This is a genomic window from Methyloglobulus sp. (assembly GCF_046714055.1).
In the GTDB taxonomy this organism is placed as follows: Bacteria; Pseudomonadota; Gammaproteobacteria; order Methylococcales; family Methylomonadaceae; genus Methyloglobulus.
On record NZ_JBKKBJ010000084.1, the window covers coordinates 1 to 18,391 of the forward strand.

16 protein-coding genes and 1 pseudogene are annotated in these 18,391 nt (G+C 46.9%); 3 read left to right on the forward strand and 14 right to left on the reverse strand.

Annotated elements, in window-relative coordinates:
- The 4 genes from ACLQ6D_RS05105 to rapA all read right to left on the reverse strand — a co-directional run.
- On the reverse strand, positions 1 to 723 hold a 723-nt coding region (locus ACLQ6D_RS05105; RefSeq protein WP_411726207.1), incomplete at its 3' end, for an IS110 family transposase.
- A 400-nt stretch (positions 724 to 1,123) separates the two neighbouring features.
- Complete coding sequence (locus ACLQ6D_RS05110; RefSeq protein ID WP_411726208.1) at positions 1,124 to 1,588, reverse strand: DUF2971 domain-containing protein; 465 nt, start codon at positions 1,586 to 1,588, stop codon at positions 1,124 to 1,126.
- Positions 1,557 to 1,898: a hypothetical protein gene (locus tag ACLQ6D_RS05115; RefSeq protein ID WP_411726209.1), complete on the reverse strand. Its 342-nt coding sequence runs from the start codon at positions 1,896 to 1,898 to the stop codon at positions 1,557 to 1,559. The genes ACLQ6D_RS05110 and ACLQ6D_RS05115 overlap by 32 nt, the downstream gene beginning before the upstream one ends.
- Before the next feature lie 125 nt (positions 1,899 to 2,023).
- Positions 2,024 to 4,843, reverse strand: coding sequence for an RNA polymerase-associated protein RapA (gene rapA / locus ACLQ6D_RS05120; RefSeq protein WP_411726210.1), 2,820 nt, complete (start codon positions 4,841 to 4,843; stop codon positions 2,024 to 2,026).
- Between the two features lie 355 nt (positions 4,844 to 5,198).
- Between rapA and ACLQ6D_RS05125 the strand changes: the two genes are divergently transcribed.
- Positions 5,199 to 5,534, forward strand: a complete 336-nt coding sequence (locus ACLQ6D_RS05125; protein WP_411726211.1) for a glycine zipper 2TM domain-containing protein — start codon at positions 5,199 to 5,201, stop codon at positions 5,532 to 5,534.
- Positions 5,535 to 5,736: 202 nt separating this feature from the next.
- On the opposite strand, the gene murI is transcribed toward ACLQ6D_RS05125, so the two are convergent.
- The 4 genes from murI to ACLQ6D_RS05145 are packed head-to-tail and all read right to left on the reverse strand — an operon-like array spanning position 5,737 to position 8,683.
- Positions 5,737 to 6,540 (reverse strand): glutamate racemase, encoded by an 804-nt coding sequence (murI, locus tag ACLQ6D_RS05130; protein WP_411726212.1) that lies wholly within the window; start codon positions 6,538 to 6,540, stop codon positions 5,737 to 5,739.
- Between the two features lie 58 nt (positions 6,541 to 6,598).
- The gene (gene trpC, locus ACLQ6D_RS05135) at positions 6,599 to 7,399 is read right to left on the reverse strand and encodes an indole-3-glycerol phosphate synthase TrpC (RefSeq protein WP_411726213.1); all 801 of its coding nucleotides are present in this window, start codon (positions 7,397 to 7,399) and stop codon (positions 6,599 to 6,601) included.
- Positions 7,396 to 8,427, reverse strand: coding sequence for an anthranilate phosphoribosyltransferase (trpD, locus tag ACLQ6D_RS05140; RefSeq protein WP_411726214.1), 1,032 nt, complete (start codon positions 8,425 to 8,427; stop codon positions 7,396 to 7,398). Before trpD ends, trpC begins: the two co-directional genes overlap by 4 nt.
- Positions 8,428 to 8,467: 40 nt before the next feature.
- Positions 8,468 to 8,683, reverse strand: a complete 216-nt coding sequence (locus tag ACLQ6D_RS05145) for an alkylphosphonate utilization protein (protein WP_411726215.1) — start codon at positions 8,681 to 8,683, stop codon at positions 8,468 to 8,470.
- A gap of 385 nt (positions 8,684 to 9,068) precedes the next feature.
- On the opposite strand from ACLQ6D_RS05145, the gene ACLQ6D_RS05150 reads away from it, so the two are divergent.
- Positions 9,069 to 9,272, forward strand: coding sequence for a helix-turn-helix domain-containing protein (locus tag ACLQ6D_RS05150; protein ID WP_411726216.1), 204 nt, complete (start codon positions 9,069 to 9,071; stop codon positions 9,270 to 9,272).
- A 298-nt stretch (positions 9,273 to 9,570) separates the two neighbouring features.
- Positions 9,571 to 9,684: pseudogene (locus ACLQ6D_RS05155) on the forward strand (IS200/IS605 family transposase); the annotation flags it as partial.
- 180 nt (positions 9,685 to 9,864) lie between these two features.
- Here ACLQ6D_RS05155 and ACLQ6D_RS05160 read toward each other — a convergent pair.
- The 6 genes from ACLQ6D_RS05160 to ACLQ6D_RS05185 all read right to left on the reverse strand — a co-directional run bounded on the left by ACLQ6D_RS05160 (position 9,865) and on the right by ACLQ6D_RS05185 (position 17,788).
- Positions 9,865 to 11,154, reverse strand: a complete 1,290-nt coding sequence (locus ACLQ6D_RS05160; protein ID WP_411726217.1) for a hypothetical protein — start codon at positions 11,152 to 11,154, stop codon at positions 9,865 to 9,867.
- 67 nt (positions 11,155 to 11,221) lie between these two features.
- Entirely contained in the window at positions 11,222 to 13,012 is a 1,791-nt protein-coding gene (locus ACLQ6D_RS05165) for an ABC transporter ATP-binding protein (protein WP_411726218.1), read from the reverse strand.
- Positions 13,013 to 13,037: 25 nt separating this feature from the next.
- On the reverse strand, positions 13,038 to 14,054 hold the full coding sequence (locus tag ACLQ6D_RS05170) for an ABC transporter permease (protein ID WP_411726219.1): 1,017 nt from the start codon (positions 14,052 to 14,054) through the stop codon (positions 13,038 to 13,040).
- A gap of 297 nt (positions 14,055 to 14,351) precedes the next feature.
- Positions 14,352 to 15,755: a CmpA/NrtA family ABC transporter substrate-binding protein gene (locus ACLQ6D_RS05175; protein ID WP_411726220.1), complete on the reverse strand. Its 1,404-nt coding sequence runs from the start codon at positions 15,753 to 15,755 to the stop codon at positions 14,352 to 14,354.
- 521 nt (positions 15,756 to 16,276) lie between these two features.
- Positions 16,277 to 17,203 (reverse strand): GAF domain-containing protein, encoded by a 927-nt coding sequence (locus ACLQ6D_RS05180; RefSeq protein WP_411726221.1) that lies wholly within the window; start codon positions 17,201 to 17,203, stop codon positions 16,277 to 16,279.
- A 15-nt stretch (positions 17,204 to 17,218) separates the two neighbouring features.
- Complete coding sequence (locus ACLQ6D_RS05185) at positions 17,219 to 17,788, reverse strand: ANTAR domain-containing response regulator (RefSeq protein WP_411726222.1); 570 nt, start codon at positions 17,786 to 17,788, stop codon at positions 17,219 to 17,221.
- Positions 17,789 to 18,391: the final 603 nt, after the last annotated feature.

Consider the following 18,391-nt stretch of genomic DNA (forward strand, 5'->3'; position numbering starts at 1 on the left):
CCGATGCGACAGGCCTGGCGGCAGCAACAGGAGTTCGCCCATGAGCGCAATGGCGCTGGTTTCGGCGATGCCCTTGATGCCGGTCAGCAACGCCAGTGCCCGTTTGAGTTCGGGATATTGGCCAATCAAGGCCAGTGCTTCAGCGGTTAAGCTGTCAATACGCTTCTCCAGTTGGGCGATAGCTAGCTGAGCATCCCGCATCACGGCTTTCGGCGTTTCCTCGGTGGCGCTTGATGCAGGCAAATGATTTTTGGCAGCGGCTTTCTGGTTGGTTAACGCGTCAATACGACGGGAGAAGCAGCGTAAGGCAATCTTTTCGTTGGCCGGGCGCGTCCAGGCGACGAAACCCATGCGCTCGGCATACACGGCCAAGGTATTGGCGTCGACCCCGTCTGTTTTGCTGTTTTTCAGCAATACCTTGGCAAAGTTGTGTGAGACTTTGGGATTGATCACCATGACCTTTATGCGGGCATCATACAAAGCGACAGCCAAATCAAAATGATAAATGCCAGTAGCTTCAATACAGACGACGATGCCAGTTGATTTGCCCAGTTTCTTGATCATCCGGGCGTGGTCGGCACGCGTATTGGCGTACTTCTGCGGATCGGATGGCTTGCCGTCCTTGCGGACGACCAGAACTAGATTTTCTGAGCCGACATCGATACCTGCGAAGAGGCGCGGTGTTGATGTCGAAGAGGTTTCTTTAAGTTGGCCGTTAGTCATGTTTCATTGTAAAGTGGGTTGATGGAAAGTAAACTATCCATCAGTCCCCGACCCTGCACATGCACCTGCCATCCTTGTGTATGCAGTCTCCAGGCCTCGGATACTCCACGGCATGGGTGAATAGGGCGGGGGCCATTCTACGCCACAGGCTCTGGTTTATAACCAGTCCTCAGGTTGGGTCGGCCTCCCAATGAACGGTTAAAGCTTATCGAATTTACCGGCAATAGTCCTTAAAATTAACCATACAAGGTTGTGGGTGAGGCACGAACCCCAGCAAGGTGTGACCCAAAGCGTTGGGGTTCGTACCTCACCGCCAACCTACAAATACCCAACATATGGGATGTTTAGTTTATAAAATAAAGTACCCTACCAAACTGTTTGATATTTACACGAGCCTAAGTCAACAACTATTTTCGGTTGGAGCAACTTTGACAACCGAAGGCTTATGCTTCATTTGAGCAACCCAAGAACGAACTTGTTGTTCGTGAGGCTCGGAAATACACATGCCTAAAATAACTGAATCCAACAAATCTAATGGGAAATACTGTATTCCATAATCCTTGTTGTACTCAATGATTCGCCATTCTTTCTCACAGCACCAAAATTTTCCCTTGTGTAGCATAGTTTCCACGTTCTTGGATACAGAATGCCTTAACGGGTTGAGTACCGGATATTCCGTCCTATACACAACGCGCTGCGCTCTACCAAAAAATGGAGTGTCTGACTTTGCTCTAAACCTCAGACAAATTCCAGAATGTTTTGCAGCATAGTGAGACCACATCAAAATATTTGACCAATCTTCGCTAAAGCAGCAGACACCGAGTTTATTTAGCTCATACCGTAGATATGCCTCTGCATTTGGCATGGTTTTTTCGATATTTTTCTGGTTTACTCAGCAAATCAACTGCGGATTCAATATTGAAGTTAAGGGCATCATTCTCAAGATAGGGAGCGTTTCTTTGGAAGAACCCTTTTGTAAATGTTCTAATTTCCTCATCCGATCCCTTCCATTCGTAACATGGATGGCAATCAAATGGATCGTTAAACTCTGAGATTGGAGAGAAGTAAATTTCACCGTGCGTGAATATCCTTTCAACATAGTCAATCTCTTTTTCTTCTAAAGAGCGAAACTTGTAGAGCCAGCAAAGCGTCAAGTCGTTAAATTTATGAGGCATAGCCAAAAAACCTAATTTTGTGGAAAAGGATATACAGCTAACGCAAACCTAACCGAGCCGGGTGCGAGAACCCGATTAAAACAATCGTCGCGTAGCGACACAGACACACAATAAATAAAACAGTATCAACTAGTAATTAAAAACCTAACCGCATCCAACCTAATCTGCGCGGCCTGAATATGTTCATGCGCCAACAAAGTCATATCCTTAAGATATTCAATTTCCTCGGCCTTGATGGATGGATTGACTTTTTTGAGCCGCACCAGCCGCTTGATTTCAGCCGTCAGCGATTCCAGCATGGTTTTGGTGGCTTCGTTCACCAGTAATTGCATCTCGGTTTTGGCGCTTTGTTCGGCGAGATTGAGCATGTTGGTAATATGCTGGCGCTGGTTGTTGATGAATTCCACAATCTGTTGTTGGTCGAAAGACATCCGGTTTTCGATTAGGCTACGGTGTTCTATCGCTATTGTTTGATCCTGCAAATTCTGGTCGATGAGGATTCGGATGGGTGTCGCAGGAAGGAATCGGCCTATCTGTAACTGGGCAGGTGCGCTGCATTCAACGATAAACAGGCACTCCAGCAAAAATTGGCCGGACTTCAGGTCGTTGTTCCGCACGACACTGATAGCCGCATTGCCGGTTTCACTGGATAGCACCAGATCCATGGCTACGGTCACTGTGGGGTGTTCCCAGGTATAAAACTGCATATCTTCCCGTGCCAGGGCAATTTGGCGGTTTACGGTCACGGTAATGCCGCCCTCCTGCATGCCTGGAAAATGTGAGACCCGAAGATGGTCGCCGGGGGTTATGATAAAGCAGTCCGGCGAATGGAATTCAGTTTCAACACCATAACACTCGAAAATTTCTTCAAGGAATTGCCAGAGCGTTCCCTGCTTTTCCAGGACATTAACCTGGTCGATCAAGGCTATGGCGACCTCCTTGCGGCAGGAATTCAATTCCAGAAGTAGGTCGCGGCCATTTTGTAATTGTGTTTCAATTTCAATATTAAGCTGTTGTGTTTTATGGATTAATTCAGCAATAGCTTGGGGGTTCGGTGTTGCTACAACTGCCAATAATTCATCATGCAGGATTTCGGCAACCCGCGTAGCTGCCGAGCTGTTACTGTGAAAGGCATCCAAGCCCTCGTCATACCATTGGTACAAGGCCGCTTGCCCGGTATTTTCAAGATACGGAATGTGAATCTGGATGGTTTCCTTTTGCCCGATGCGGTCTAGCCGCCCGATGCGTTGTTGCAGCAAATCGGGATTGTCCGGTAAATCAAACAGGATTAAATGATGGGCAAACTGAAAATTGCGGCCCTCGCTGCCGATTTCCGAGCAAATCAACAGCCGCGCCGAACTGTCCTGGTCGGCGAAATAGGCGGCGGCACGGTCGCGCTCGATAATCGACATGCCTTCATGAAAAACGGCGGCAGCAATACCAGCACGGTTTTTTAAGGTCTGCTCCAACGTGATGGCAGTTTGCGCGTGTTTGGTAATTAGCAAGGCTTTTTGGTCGGAAAGTTGCCGGATTTTTTCCACTAACCAGATATAACGCGGATCATTCTCCCAATCAGCATCGTCCTGTTGTCCTGTTAAGGGGTAAGCATGGCGTTTGCGGTCAGGGAAACCGCGTACGGTTTGGCGTGAATTCCTGAACAAAATCCGGCCTGTGCCATGATGATCGACCAGGATTTTCAATAAGGCATCCCTTGCAGTAGCAGATTCTTTGGGATCATTCAGGTTTGTTAACAGGGGCGCGACGTTATCTTCTTTAAGTAGGTGGGCTAGCTGTTGTTGGACATCAGTAGTCAAAAGCTGGTCGCTTAACAGTAATTTCGCAGCCTCGGCGACGGGTTCAAAAAGCTGTTCTTCTTCAACAAAAGCGGAAAAACTGTAAAACCGGTCGGCATCCAGCAACCTTAAGCGGGCAAAATGGCTTTCCTGGCCCAATTGTTCCGGTGTCGCCGTCAACAAAATCAGGCTAGGGGAACGCAAGCCCAATTGTTCAACAAACCGGTATTCAGGGCTTGCGGCTTTTTGATTCCACTCAAGATGATGGGCCTCATCGACAATCACCATATCCCAGTCCACTTCCAGCGCCTGCCTTTGGCGATGCGGGTGTCCAGAAAAAAACTCCTGGCTGCACAAGATACATTGCTCGTTGGCAAACGGATTGATGCGTTGGGAACTGTGCTGACTATCCTCTTCCGCATCAAAACCGTCATCGCCGGATTCTTCAAAGCAGCGTGCTTCATCGAAAATACTAAAGCGCAGATTGAAGCGCCTTAGCATTTCGACCAGCCATTGGTGTAACAAGCTTTCCGGGACAATAATCAGGATACGGTGACTCAAGCCATTAATGAGCCGTTGGTGGATAATCAACCCGGCTTCAATCGTCTTACCCAAGCCCACTTCATCAGCCAGCATAATTCTTGGCGCTGCTCGGCTGGCCGCTTCGTGGGCAATGTAGAGCTGATGTTGGATAAGGGAAGTCCGTGCGCCCAGCAGCCCTTTTACGGGAGATTGTTGGTGCTGCTTTTGGTATTGCCAGGTTTGGTAACGCAATAAAAACCAGGTGTTAGGGTCAATTTGCCCAGTAAACAGCCGATCCTGCGGTTTATTGAATTGAATGTTATGATTCAGTTCGATTTCTTCCAGGTAGATTCCCAGGCCGGAGTGGTCTTTGCCTACGTAAGTAATCAGCCCGTTTTCTTCAATCAAGTTGATGACTGTGATTTTTTCTTCATCAACAGACTCGATAATATCGCCGACCGCAAACCTGACGCGGGTTAAGGGCGCGTTATCACTGGCGTAAATACGCTTTTCATTGCTTGCCAAAAACAGCACGGTAACTCGCTTGTAAGCGACTTCAAGAATGAGGCCTAAACCAAGCTCAGATTCATTGCTGCTGATCCAGCGTTGTCCGGGGATGAAATTGTTCATTTAGATCGGTATGTCGGGAATTAAAAAATGCTGGCAAGTATTATGGTTTTTTCAATATATTGTTTTAATTACCTATTGTGCATATGGTAAAAATCGGTGGGCTGTGATCTCAACATTGTTTGAGGTAAAGCGGGTATCAAAATTCCCATTATACGCTATGATTGTTACAAGATTAGCCTGACTTTAAGGCATCGTTTGATCGGGTGATTTAAGGTATAACAGTTTGAAAAATAAATTTTTAAGTGCATTCATAGGTTAAGTGATCGTTAAGTTCGATCCGTTTATGATGCAAGCGCAATAATGGGCAAGCTAGATTTTGCCGGGTTTAACAATCAACGTTACAGGTAAGGGAGAGATGAAAAAATTAATTTTATTAAGTCAAATCACGGCATTGGTTATGCTTTGCGCCAATGTTTCCTACGCATCGGGTGGCAATGACAGGGGTCATAAGCGTGGCTGGGGTAAGCACCACAAGCATCATCATGGCGAGCGCTATGCACCGCCCGGGCAATATTACGGCCAACAGCCGCCACCTCCCAGCTACCGGGATGGACGCTCCCATCAAGGTTTGGCAGGGGGCGTTGTCGGCAGTGTGTTAGGTTATGAACTGGGTAATGGTCATCCGTTAGCCACGGGTGTAGGCGCGGCTGCGGGTTCATTGATCGGTAACGAAGTGTCAGGCAGACGCTAGTTTGTATACTTATTGAACTCATCTTTCACCTCATTAATGACGGAAAGATTGTTGAGTACTGCGTTAATATGAAAATCAGTTTTGTTCTAGATTAGCATTGAATGGTGCAGGGTTAAGATCTGTACCGCTAAAATGTCAACAAGCCCCTGGCCTAGGCTTTCAGTTTGTGGGTTGGTTAACGGGGCTTTTTTATGATTACATGTTACGCCAGAACACGTTCCGGCATATTTCCCACCTCAACATCAGTTCCCCAGAGTTGCGAAATGACCCGTTTGGCTTTGCCGGTTTCGTCGCTGCTCCAAAATTGTACTGAGCCTGGATTATGCCGGTCGGATAATATTTTTGTTTTCTCCAGCCGAGATTTAAGCTCGCGGGCTATAGCAGAGCCGGAATCGATAACCGCAATTGAAGCCCCGGCTATTTCCTGAATTACCGGCGCTAAAAAAGGGTAATGGGTGCAACCTAAAACGATAAAGTCAACATTCTGCGCCATTAGGGGACGGACATACTGGGCAATCAATGCGCGAGTCTTATCACTGGCAAGGTCGCCACACTCGACCTGTTCGACCAACCCCGGACAAGCCTGAGGAAGTATTTTTACCTGATCGGCAAAACGTGCAAACAAAACCTGGAAATTGTTGCTGGATAAGGTCTTGCTGGTCGCCAACACGCCGATAATGCCGGTTTGGGTTCTTTCTGAGGCGGGCTTGACGGCGGGTTCCATGGCTATCATTGGCAAAGTGTAGTTCGGACGCAACTCCTTTACCGCCGCACCGGTGGCAGTGTTACAAGCCACCACAATCGCTTTGACGTGTTGGTTGAGAAAAAAATCAACAATGGCAGTTGACCTCTCCAGAATGAATTCTTTGGTTTTATCGCCATACGGTGCATGGGCTGAATCGGCAACATAAAGGAGATTTTCATGCGGTAACAACTTACGAATCTCCCGTAGCACCGAAAGGCCGCCCACGCCTGAATCAAAAACGCCAATGGGATTTGTGTGCATGTATAGACGAAGTTACCCCTAATTCACTGATTGATTATCTTTAGGCATTGAAAGTAAATTATAGCGCAAACAACTCACGCATTTTTTGGCCTGGACTTTCCGCACGCATAAAGGCTTCGCCGACTAAAAAGGCGTAAATGCTGTTATCCAGCATGATCTGCACATCTTCTGGGGTATGGATGCCGCTTTCGGTGATGACAATTCGATCAGCGGGGATTTGCGACTTTAGCTCCAGCGTGGTCTGCAAAGACGTTTCAAAGGTGCGTAGATTACGGTTGTTGATGCCGACCAGCTTGGTGTCCAGTATTAACGCCCGTTGTAATTCATCGGCATCGTGGACTTCGACTAAAACGTCCATACCTAACTTTGTCGCAGTGTCGGACAATTCGTGCATTTGCTGGTCACCCAAGGCAGCGACAATCAGCAAAATGCAGTCCGCACCCAGAGCGCGGGCTTCATAAACCTGATAAGGGTCTATCATAAAATCTTTTCTTATTACCGGCAACGGGCAACGTTCCCTGACCATCTGCAAATAAGCTTCCGCACCTTGAAAGAATTCCTTATCCGTCAACACGGACAAACAGGTTGCGCCGTTCATGGCATAATCCAGACCAATTGTAATTGGCTCAAAATGTTCCCGAATCACACCTTGGCTGGGTGATGCTTTTTTGATTTCGGCAATAATTGCGGTTTTTTTTGCACTGACTTTATGCTGCAACGCCTGATAAAATCCACGCGGCTTTTCAACCCCCTGGGCAATATCTTCCAGATCGGCAATGCTCATGCGCTGTTTGCGATTGGCGACCTCTTCGACTTTTTTATCGAGGATTTTTTTTAAAATATCTGGGGTGTCGGTCATGGTTGTCCGCATGATGAAGTTTTCGAATAGGCAATCAGGGCATCCAGCTTGGCTAGGGCTGCACCACTGGCAAGCGCTTGCCTGGCTTTTTCAATTCCGTTCGCCAAAGTGTCGGTAATATTGGCCGCATAAATTGCCGCACCAGCATTCAACAGAACGATGTCCCTGGCTGCTCCTGGCTGGTTGTCCAGCGCTGATTTTACCATTTTCAGGCTTGCTGTTGCGCTATCGACTGACAGGTTAGCCAAACTTGCCCGCTGAAAACCAAATTGTTCAGGCGTTACGCTGTAGGTCGAGACCACGCCGTCTTTCAGTTCGGCAACGTGTGTGGGTGAAGAAATACTTATCTCATCCAATCCATCCTCGGCACTCACCACCAACACATGCTGGCTACCGAGTTTTCTCAATACCTGCGCCAATGGCTCTACCCAGTCTTTAGAAAAAACACCGATTAGCTGATTAGGCGCGGATGCAGGGTTTGATAGGGGACCGAGCAGGTTAAACAGGGTCTGTACGCCCATTTCCTTACGCACGTTGATGGTGTGTTTCATCGCACCATGATGTTTGGGTGCGAATAAAAAACCTACGCCGATGTCATTCACGCATTGCGCCACGTGTTCAGCGGATAAATCCAGATTGACACCCGCCGCTTCCAGCACATCGGCGCTACCGCAGATGCTTGATACCGAACGGTTGCCGTGTTTGGCAACCTGCCCACCCGCAGCGGCAACCACAAAAGCGCAGGTGGTAGAGATGTTGAACGTATTCGCACCATCACCGCCGGTACCGCAGGTATCGACAAGATGCTCGCCTGTTATCGGTACTTTGCTGGCCAATTCGCGCATCACCTCAGCGGCGGCGGCAATTTCATCTACGGTTTCGCCTTTACAACGCAAAGCAATTAGAAATCCGGCAATCTGTGCATCGGTCGCACCACCGCTCATGATAATATGAATCACATCGCGCATTTCGGCAGCGGTGAGGTTTTGCTTATTTAATATTTTTTGCAGCGCTTGTTGGATTTGCATGTTAAGTAAACATCAAGTTACAAAAAGCCACAATCCAGATTTAGGAAACTTTCTTCAAAAAACAGGTTTTGAGCACCAAGCCTTTAACCTTATCAGCATTGCATTCAATGACCTCTTCATCATCCGTGAGACGGATATTCTTGATGACCGTTCCGCGTCTAAGGGTAACTGAAGTTCCTTTTACCTTTAAATCTTTAATGAATTGCACAGAATCGCCGTCATTAAGTGGGGTTCCGTTACTGTCTTTTATGTTCATGTGTTTATTATCTTTAAAACTTTATCCGCAAATAACTCGGTAAACCCCGTATTGTCGTGAAAGAATTGCAATAAACGATTTCGATAAAGGTCTTGAATTCATATAATAAATGCAACACCTCGTAAAAGCGGCAGATGGTGTGGTTTCCGTCTACCAAAACAAAAAACTAACATGGCTATTTACAAGTTGCAGGCAAAGACAGCATACCCCCCGAAAACTTTCTTGCCTCCTTATAAAAGCCTTGATTTTATAGCTTGTTAGTGGAATTCAACCAATGTTTGAATTCGATAACCTGTGGTAAGTAAATAACCATGAAAACTAAAGAGGTGTCCAATGAGAACATTCAACCATCTAACCCAGGAAGAAAGATACCATATCTACCTAAATGGACAAGAGAAAAACTTCCCTTGATGAGATAGCCAAAAGCATGGGCAGGGACAAATCCACTGTCAGCCGAGAATTGCGCCGAAATAAAGGCGAGTGTGGGTACTGTTACCGGCAACAAACCAAGACCCGGCAACGCCATATTGACAAGCCTAAAACGGTCAAATTGAACGATGGGATGAAACAGGCCGTCACATGGCGCTAATCAAGGAAGACTGGAGTCCAGCCTCGTTTAAAAGCCCCCAAAAAACCAAGCGTCAGCCATGACAACCTATCGTTTCCTGTTGCGGCTGGAGGCAAGTTGTATAAGCACCTGATGCATCGGGCCAAGCCCTGCCGTAAGCGTTATGCCAACACAGGTTATCGGGCTACCCCTTCACGTGTATAGGTATCTACACATCTTTTATCCTAAAAAGAGCATTTCACCACGAAGGTCACGAAGGACACGAAGTAAAATTAGTGAGTTATCACCATCTGTGGCGAGATAAGCGTTCTCCCAAAAGGCGAGCGGCTATTTTGTATCCACAGTCGGGCTGTATGAGGATAGGGTTAATTATATCAGGGAACAAGAAAGCGAAGATGAACGCTATGAGCAGTTAAGCTTTTGGAAAAGATGATCGTTTTTAGGCGATTCATGAATAGGCCCCTTTGAGGGGTTAACAATAATAAGCCCCCGATTTTGCCGGGGGTGATTTAACCAAACCTTCTCTAACCAAAATCCGAAGCAATTGCGTTGCAAGCCGACTCATTATAGTCTCTCAATTTGAGTTCGTAGCTTGCCACAAGTAAGGCAGTTTCTAAAAGCTGATATTGCCTTGCAACCAGATCTTTTGGGTATCCGTATTGAATTTATCGGCATTGTAATAAGCATATTTGGCCAGTACGGAATAATGTTTGCCGAATTTCCAAAGCGCTTGAAAATTCCATTCATCGCCGTAATGAATATTTCCCGTGTCATCCGTAAAGTCATGGTAAACCCCGGTCAATATGAGATTACCTCGATCCAGCGCAACATGCACAGTTCCGAATACGTCACGTATACCGTCGGGAGGGGTGATCAAAAATAAATCTGCCCAGCCTTGGAAGGCGTGGTTGGTCCCCAATGGGGTATCGAAGGTTTTATTTATACCCTTACCGTCAAGTTGTTCCATAGCGCCCTGGAAAGTGACGTTATAGGCGGTAAAACCACCCATCAGGTTGATGCGGTCTGCCTCATAATTTATTTTGCCGTGGCCATAATCAAGTTGACGCGCCCATTCGGCGGTGTAAACCACGCCATAGTTATCGCTCAATTTGAGGGTGTCTCCCGGTTTCATCCAATTGGTAAAGCGCAGGCCATAAGTCTGGCTGGATTTTTCAAAAAATTCTTTCTCGGTGTAATCCAGCCAATAACCATAGCCGATTGCGTTGCCGTAATCGCCAACCTTGTAGTTGACATGCAAGATAGGCGCAGCGATATTCTCGTTGGTGGCAGTGAAGGTTTGCACGTTGCCGATAAATCCAGCGTTAACCACCAGGCCGAATAGCTGTTGGTTAGCGTGGGTGATGAGAAGCGAGTCGAATGTGGTTTCCATTTGCCGCCAGCCGACGTTGCCGATATAACGGTCGTCGTCGAATTTGATGCGTTGCCGACCGCCCTTGATAACCGTGTCCGGAATGCCGGCATAACTGATCCACAATTGGTTGAGTTCGGTTTTTTCCGGATCAGCTATTATAGAAAATCCCGTGTTGCCATTACGGGTGCTATTGAAATCTTCCTGCATGGCAAGGTTGCCCTCAAATTCCGCATAACCTTGGATACCATAAAATACCGGGGACAATAAACCTGCACGTAAACGAGCCGTATTACCGTTGGCGGTGGCAGGGTTGGGTTTGAGTGGAGGCTTTGAGTTATCATTAACATTGTCTTGATTAACGTTTTCCCAGCGGTAATTCAGGTCAATTTTTACCGCGCCATTTTTGCCGTAATGATAAAAATTAAGCGCATCTTCAACAGACTGGGTGACACCAACCGCAGATGCCGGATGATGGACAAAGGCGAGCGACAATAATGAGGCCGCAAGTACGATTTTTCGATATTTAGGCATAAGGATCCCATTGGTTACACAAACCATTTAGTTAAGTTATAGATTAATAATAGATTTAAATTAACTGCTAATGAGTATGTCCACATTCAGACAAAAACCGCAAAATGCTCTCCCGATACCGGTAATAATCAGGGTGGTTCAGCAGGGCTTTACGTGTGCGTGGCCTGGGCAAGCTGATATTTTCAATTTTGCCGATTTTTGCGTGCGGCCCGTTCGTCATCATGATTACGCGGTCAGCTAACAGGATGGCCTCATCGACATCATGGGTCACGATAAGGGCGGTCACATGGGTTCGCTCCCACACTTCCATCAATACCTCCTGTAATTCCCAACGGGTTAGCGAGTCTAACATCCCGAAAGGTTCGTCCAGTAACAGCAACTTGGGCGATAAGGCGAAGGCGCGGGCAATCCCAACCCGTTGCCCCATCCCATTTGATAGGGAACCCGCTTTTTTTTGCAGCGAATCGGCCAAGCCAACGCGGGTCAGGTAATATTCAACAATATCTTCCCGCTCTGATCGGGAGGCATGGGGATAGACTTTATCAACCCCTAACATGACGTTTTCAAATGCCGTCAGCCAGGGAAACAGGCTGGGTGCCTGAAAGACCACGCCGCGATCGGGGCCAGCACCATCAACTTCTCGGTTGTCGAGGAAAATAGCGCCTTCAGAGATCGGAATTAATCCTGCCGCCATTGATAAGGCTGTTGATTTTCCACAGCCGGAGTGGCCGATAATCGAGATGAATTCTCCTTTTTTAACTCTCAGGTCAAAACCATCGATTACTTTTACGGTGCTGTTGCCATCTGGGGTAGGATAAGTTTTGCTGATCTGTGAAAACTCCAGGTATCGGAATTTAGGCCGCCCTGCATCCTCCTTGGCCGGTTTCAGGGCAGAGCGATCCAACTCCCAGTCATTGCTGGTATTGGGCCGCACATTAGGCAGAATTGTTTGTCCTTGTTCCTCAGTGCGGGCTTTTTCCATGCCGATAGCCATCAAATACTGTGTTATGTCGGTACGGCATTTTTTGAAAGCCTCGTTATGGTTTAACTCCGTCCTGTTTCTAGGGCGTTCGATGTCAACAATAAAATCCGGCCCCAGTGTGGCATTGGGGCCAGGATTAAGCGGAATCACACGATCCGCCATATAGATGGCTTCATCGACATCATTGGTGATCATAATGACGGTTTTCTTTTCCTGTTCCCAAATTTGCAGGATTTCATCTTGCAGCATTCCACGGGTCAAGGCATCCAGGGCGCTGAGCGGCTCATCCAGCAGCAAAATATCCGGGTTGGCCGCCAGCGCCCTGGCGACATTCACCCGCTGCCGCATACCGCCAGATAACTCAGCGGGTTTCTTGTCTCTTGCCGCGCCAAGGTTAACCATTTTCACGTACTTTTCGGTATGGGCTTTACGTCGTGCAGCAGGCCAGTCCTTAAATATTTCATCGACCGCCAGCGCCACGTTATCAAAAACAGTTAGCCAAGGCATCAATGAGTAGTTTTGAAACACCACACCACGATCGGGGCCTGGCGTGTTGATGGTCTTACCTTGTTTCAACACAGTACCGCTGTCGGCCTGAATCAGGCCCGCGATGGTAGAAATCAGCGTTGTTTTTCCGCTCCCTGAAAAGCCGACGATAGCGATGAATTCACCCGTTTTTATCCGTAAGTTAATTTTGTCCAGAACCGAGGTTTTAGTTTTACCTTCACCATAGGATTTACAGACGTTTTTCAGTTCCAACAAGAAAGTATCAACCAACTCGTCGGTTCGACCTATCGTAAGTGTTTTAGGGCTGCTCCCAGTAAAAGCAACCACAGTGGAGGGCTTGTTGATTTCAGTAGATTCAATGGTGTTCATGGCTAAGTTCATCATTGCCCCCTGGTTACAGTTCCCTGCCAAAAGAAAAGATTTTTTGCAGTGTTTGCATGATACGGTCGAGAATAAAACCAATAATGCCGATCGTGAAAACAGCCACCATGATACGGCCCAAGGAATTGGAACTGCCGTTTTGAAACTCATCCCAGACGAATTTACCAAGGCCTGGGTTTTGCGCGAGCATTTCAGCGGCAATCAAGACCATCCAGCCCACGCCCAGGGACAGGCGCATGCCCGTAAAGATAAAAGGCATGGCGGATGGAATGATGATTTTCCTGACTTGCGTATTCCAGTTCAGGCGCAGCACTTTGCCAACATTGACCAAATCCTTATCAATCGACGAAACACCTACCGCCGTGTTTATCAAGGTCGGCCAGAGTGAGCATAAGGTCACCGTAATAGCCGAGGTGATAAACGATTTTTCAAACCAGGAGTCATCATTAGTGACATACGCAGCGCTGACCACTAATGTGACAATCGGTAGCCAAGCCAGTGGCGAAACCGGTTTGAATATCTGGATCAAGGGGTTGATAGCTGTGTTAATGACTGGGCTCATGCCGCATAAGAGGCCAAGCGGGACTGCTATCAGCGTAGCCAAGACAAAGCCTGTAAATACGGTGTACAAACTAGTCCAGATTTTGTCTATGTAAGTCGCACTGCCGTTGTAGGGTCGGATTCTGATTTCAGCGTCAGGATTTTCTGTTTTTTCCTTTTGGATGCGTACTTGCTGGCGCACATAATACTCAGCTTGTTTGTTTTTTTCGGCGTGATGTTCATCTAATAGCCCTATCGCTTCATCCCAAACGGCGCTAGGCCCAGGTATCGTACCCAGGCTGGTGTTAACCTTGGCTGCGGAAAAACTCCAGAACCCCAAAAAAAACAGGATGGCAATAATGGGTACACCCATGACTAAAAACAATTGCCGGATTTGCATCGCAGGGTTTTCACCTGCCGCTATTTTTACCAAGGGGACAAACCAGGTCAGTCCGGTTAGATTAAAAAATTTGATGAGTTGGTTACTCATGGTTATCACCTTATATATACGATATTTCGATAATCTGTTTACGCCACGGCCCTTTTGAAAAAAGGTGCGTCCCTGCACTTAACTTGGTTATCCGGGTCTACACGAGGCGTGGCACACACAACGGTACAACATAAACTTTGGTTAATCTCTAAAAGTACCCTCTCCCAGGGGAGAGGGTCGGGGTGAGGGGATAAAAAAGGAAAAACGCTTTTAAAATTCCCCTGATCCTAGCCTTCTCCCTCAAGGGAGAAGGAACTAAATCGTTTATGGGTTACCCTAAAAATCCGATCAAATCAGCTAATCGACAATTTTTCCGCTTGTCACTTTCTGCTTGCCTTTCAAGCCGATAGCAAATTTACTGAGGTAGTCGTTAGGCTTAGTCCCGTCATATGCAATGCCATCAATAAAGTCGCTAGCGGGCACTGCCTTGAAACCACTTTCACTGTCAGGCGGAAAATCGCTGGCCTTGGCCTTGCCTTCCGCTATCAATGCCTTGGCAGCGGCCATATACACGTCTGGACGGTACACTTTTTTGGCAATGTCCATGTACCAGGAATCCGGTTTTTCTTCGTTAATCATGCCCCAGCGGCGCATTTGGGTTAAATTCCAAACCGCATCGCTGTAATAAGGGTAAGAGCCGTAATGACGGAAGAACACGTTGAAATCAGGCAGGTCACGTTTGTCGCCTTTCTCGTATTCGAAGGTGCCGTTCATACTGTTGGCGATCACTTCATAATCAGCGCCCACGTATTGTTTCTGCGACAGCATCTCAACGCCTTCATTGCGGTTTTTGTTGCCCTCGGCATCCAGCCACATGGAAGCACGGATCAAGGCTTTAATCACCGCGACATGGGTTTTCGGGTATTTATCGGCAAACTCCTTGGTCACCCCGAAAATCTTTTCAACACTGTTTTTCATCAGTTCAATATCACTGATGACGGGAACGCCTATGCCTTTAAACACGGCCTGCTGGTTCCAGGGTTCGCCCACGCAGTAGCCGACGACCGTGCCTGAATCCATGGTTGCAGGCATTTGTGGCGGGGGCGTTACTGACAGCATCGCTTCGGCATTAATGTGGCCGGATGTATCTTTAGGGGGTTCATAAAAACCAGGGTTAATGCCGCCGGCTGCGAGCCAGTAACGCAATTTAAAATTGTGTGTGCCGACCGGAAAGGTCATCGCCATATTGAATGGCTTGCCTGCACTTTTATATTTTTCCAGCACGGGTTTCAAAGTATCCGCTTTGATGGGGTGTACGGGTTTGCTGCCTTCCATAGGGACTTGCGGTTTCATTTGTTTCCAGACATCGTTGGAAACGGTGATCGCATCACCGTTCAAGGTCAGGGTGAACGCGCTGACAATATCCGCCTTAGTGCCGTAACCTATGGCTGCGCCTAAGGGTAAGGGCGCCAACATGTGGGCACCATCCAGCTCGCCGCTGATCACCCGATCCAGTAACACTTTCCAATTGGCCTGCGCTTCAAGCTGGACTGAGAGCCCTTCTTCCTCGAAAAAACCTTTTTCAAAAGCAATCGCCAATGGCGCCATGTCGGTCAGTTTGATGAAACCGAATTTCAGGCTATCCTTCTCGAGTTTTTCAGCGGCACCAACATGGGTTGTAAAAGCTAATGTTGAAACAAGTGCAGCGGCTGAGAATGCCCTGGCCAACCAGGTCAGTGTGAATTTTCTAGGATGGTTCATAACTAGTGACTTGTCCTTATAGTAGAAATATTGAACAAAAAAAAACGTCTTTAAACAACTGTACCAGTAATAGAGCACCTGTTGTTTAGTCGACGTCTTTGTCAGATTGCTCAACTGTGAGCTTAGTGATAGACCCCATCGTTAGGGTCTCAGTGAGGATTGAAGCAGAAGCTATGCCAAGTTTTAAATATTTAACCTGATATTTTATTTTTATAAACTATTACAATAAGTTATAAATATATGGCGAAGAGTTTCCATAAAATTACATCAAACAAGTCGTTAAAAATATCTAATATTCTGCTCAACTAATGTGCAATAGTGTTGGTTTTTGCACCAAAAAAGCACGTCTGGTAGTTAAGGTATTGATGTAATTCGTGGCATTTAGATAGAAAAGTTGTATAGCGTAACTAAATTTTGAAAAAATAACGCGCTAGCCTGGAAGCCATTCATTAGCCAACTTAGGCCCTGTAACTACACGAAGACTGTTTGCAAGTTCAAAATCGAAGGATTGGAAAACTACGCTAAAATAAAAAAGTGACTATCGCTTTTAATCGACCCTGCTCAATCACGGGAATTGCCAGCATACTGCTTAAGTTATCCAGTTCAGGATTGTATTGAGACTCCTCCTGGTTTCCGGTAATGATGGGCATACCCGTCAGCCAGACTCGGCCTAATGCCCCCGCGCCTTTATTAACGCTAATCGTTTCAAAAATTTCAGCCAGGTTATTGCTGTTTTTACTGTAGCCTTGCCGACAAACCAGCCGCTTGCCTGGCTGGTCGGGAATCCATATTTGGATACGTTTGGCTATTGGGGTAGCTTTAGCAGACAGGAATGTCATCACATAGTTTTGCTCGCGGCTATTGACAACAGGAATGCCGAGAACAGTGGTAATTCCTGCCTGTTGCGCATCGGCAGAACGGATATATTCATTGACCTTTCCTATATCTTCCGTCAAGACAGGCATGCCCGTTGCCCAGGCAAGGCCGGGTATGCCCTGGCCCTTGGGTATATTGGCTAGTCTGGAGATGTTTTCAAAATGTTCCAGTGTCCCGTAATAGCCATCCATGACATGCAGTGAATCTCCGTCAGCAGGATCATTGCGCCAGACTTCAATAGCTCCGGCATGTTCTGTGTCATCACCGCAAAAAAACACCACAACGGCCAACAGGAAGTCACCGGAAAAAATCGGTAGCGCTATCCCGCAGGTCAAGCCTGCTTTATGGGCGGCTGCCGTGCGTTTAAAAAAGGAATGCTCAAACCGTGTGAGCACAATCGGATGACCGGCGGCCCAGGCTTTGCCCGGCAAACCTTCATCATAGGCGAAGTGCTGCTGTTCACTGGCGGCTTTAAAGTCGGTCAAGGCACCATACAAACCGGAGCCGAACTCCAACTGAGTGCGCTCTTTGTCAGGAATCCATATTTCAGTGACTTTGATAAACGTTTTCATGAGTAGTTGGTATTTTTATTTAAGCAATTCAGACATGGCAATAACATTTCTGGCCATTTCACCCAGGGTAATATTTCTGTCCATCGCCAACTTTCTGAGCGTGTGATACGCTTCGTTTTCAGTAAAATTCTGTGTTTTAATTAAGATCGCTTTGGCGCGATCTATCTGCTTTCTGTCTTCGAGATGGGTACGCGCTACTTCCAGGGCATCTTTCAGCGCCTGTCGCTGCTTGAACCTGGCGATGGCAACCTGAATGATGCTGCTCACGCGATGGCTGGACAGTCCGTCAACGATTAAAGCACTAACTTCGGCTTTAATGACTTTATTAATGGTTTCGCTGCTGCCATCGCTGGAGAATACAATAACCGGCAACGGTAATTGCAGATCGAGCGTATGCAGATCGGTGATTAGCTTTTCAGAGGGCGTATCGAGATTAAAAATAATGACATCAGGCCTGGATTCCTTGGCGAGCGCTAAAAATAAAGGGCTGTACTGGGTTTTTAGAATATCAACCCCATCGCTTTTTAGGGCGTTTTCCAGCAATGTATTATTAATATCACTTTCAACTAATAAAACATTCAGCATGTGCCTGATAATTTGCTAGGGCTAAGTGCGTCCATTATTGAAAGGCGTGTTTCTCCTGTTGCAATTTTTTTGAAAAGTACAAACCAAGTCAGTCTGGGTAGTTTTAAAAAATTGATGGCCTGGTTACCCATGGTTATCAGTTATATGTATCTGTGTAATTACGATAATTTGCTTAAATGACAACTTTTTAAAAAAGATGCATCCTTGCATCAAATCGACATCCGGTCAGGTACACGAGGAGGGTACAACGGGCACAACAAAAAACTTTGGGTAACTCGAAAGTTTCTGTCCCTCTCACAATGGGTTAGGCGTAAACTTTGTCTTATGACCCCTTGAAAAAAAGGTGCATCCTTGCACCAAATCGACATCCGATCTACACGAGGAGGGGTACAACTGGCGCAACAAAAAACTTTAGGTAATCAGGGCAATATTTGCCCCGTATTCAGCACAGCTCCTTCATCCAGGCCTCTACATTGGAATGGAACCATTGGAAGCAATCACTAGCGCGATTACAGCGGCGGTAAGGAAAAACCCTGAAACGGGCTTACTTTTTACGGCTCTACGGGCTTGGGTCATGTTCACCTCAATATGTTAATTTAGGTT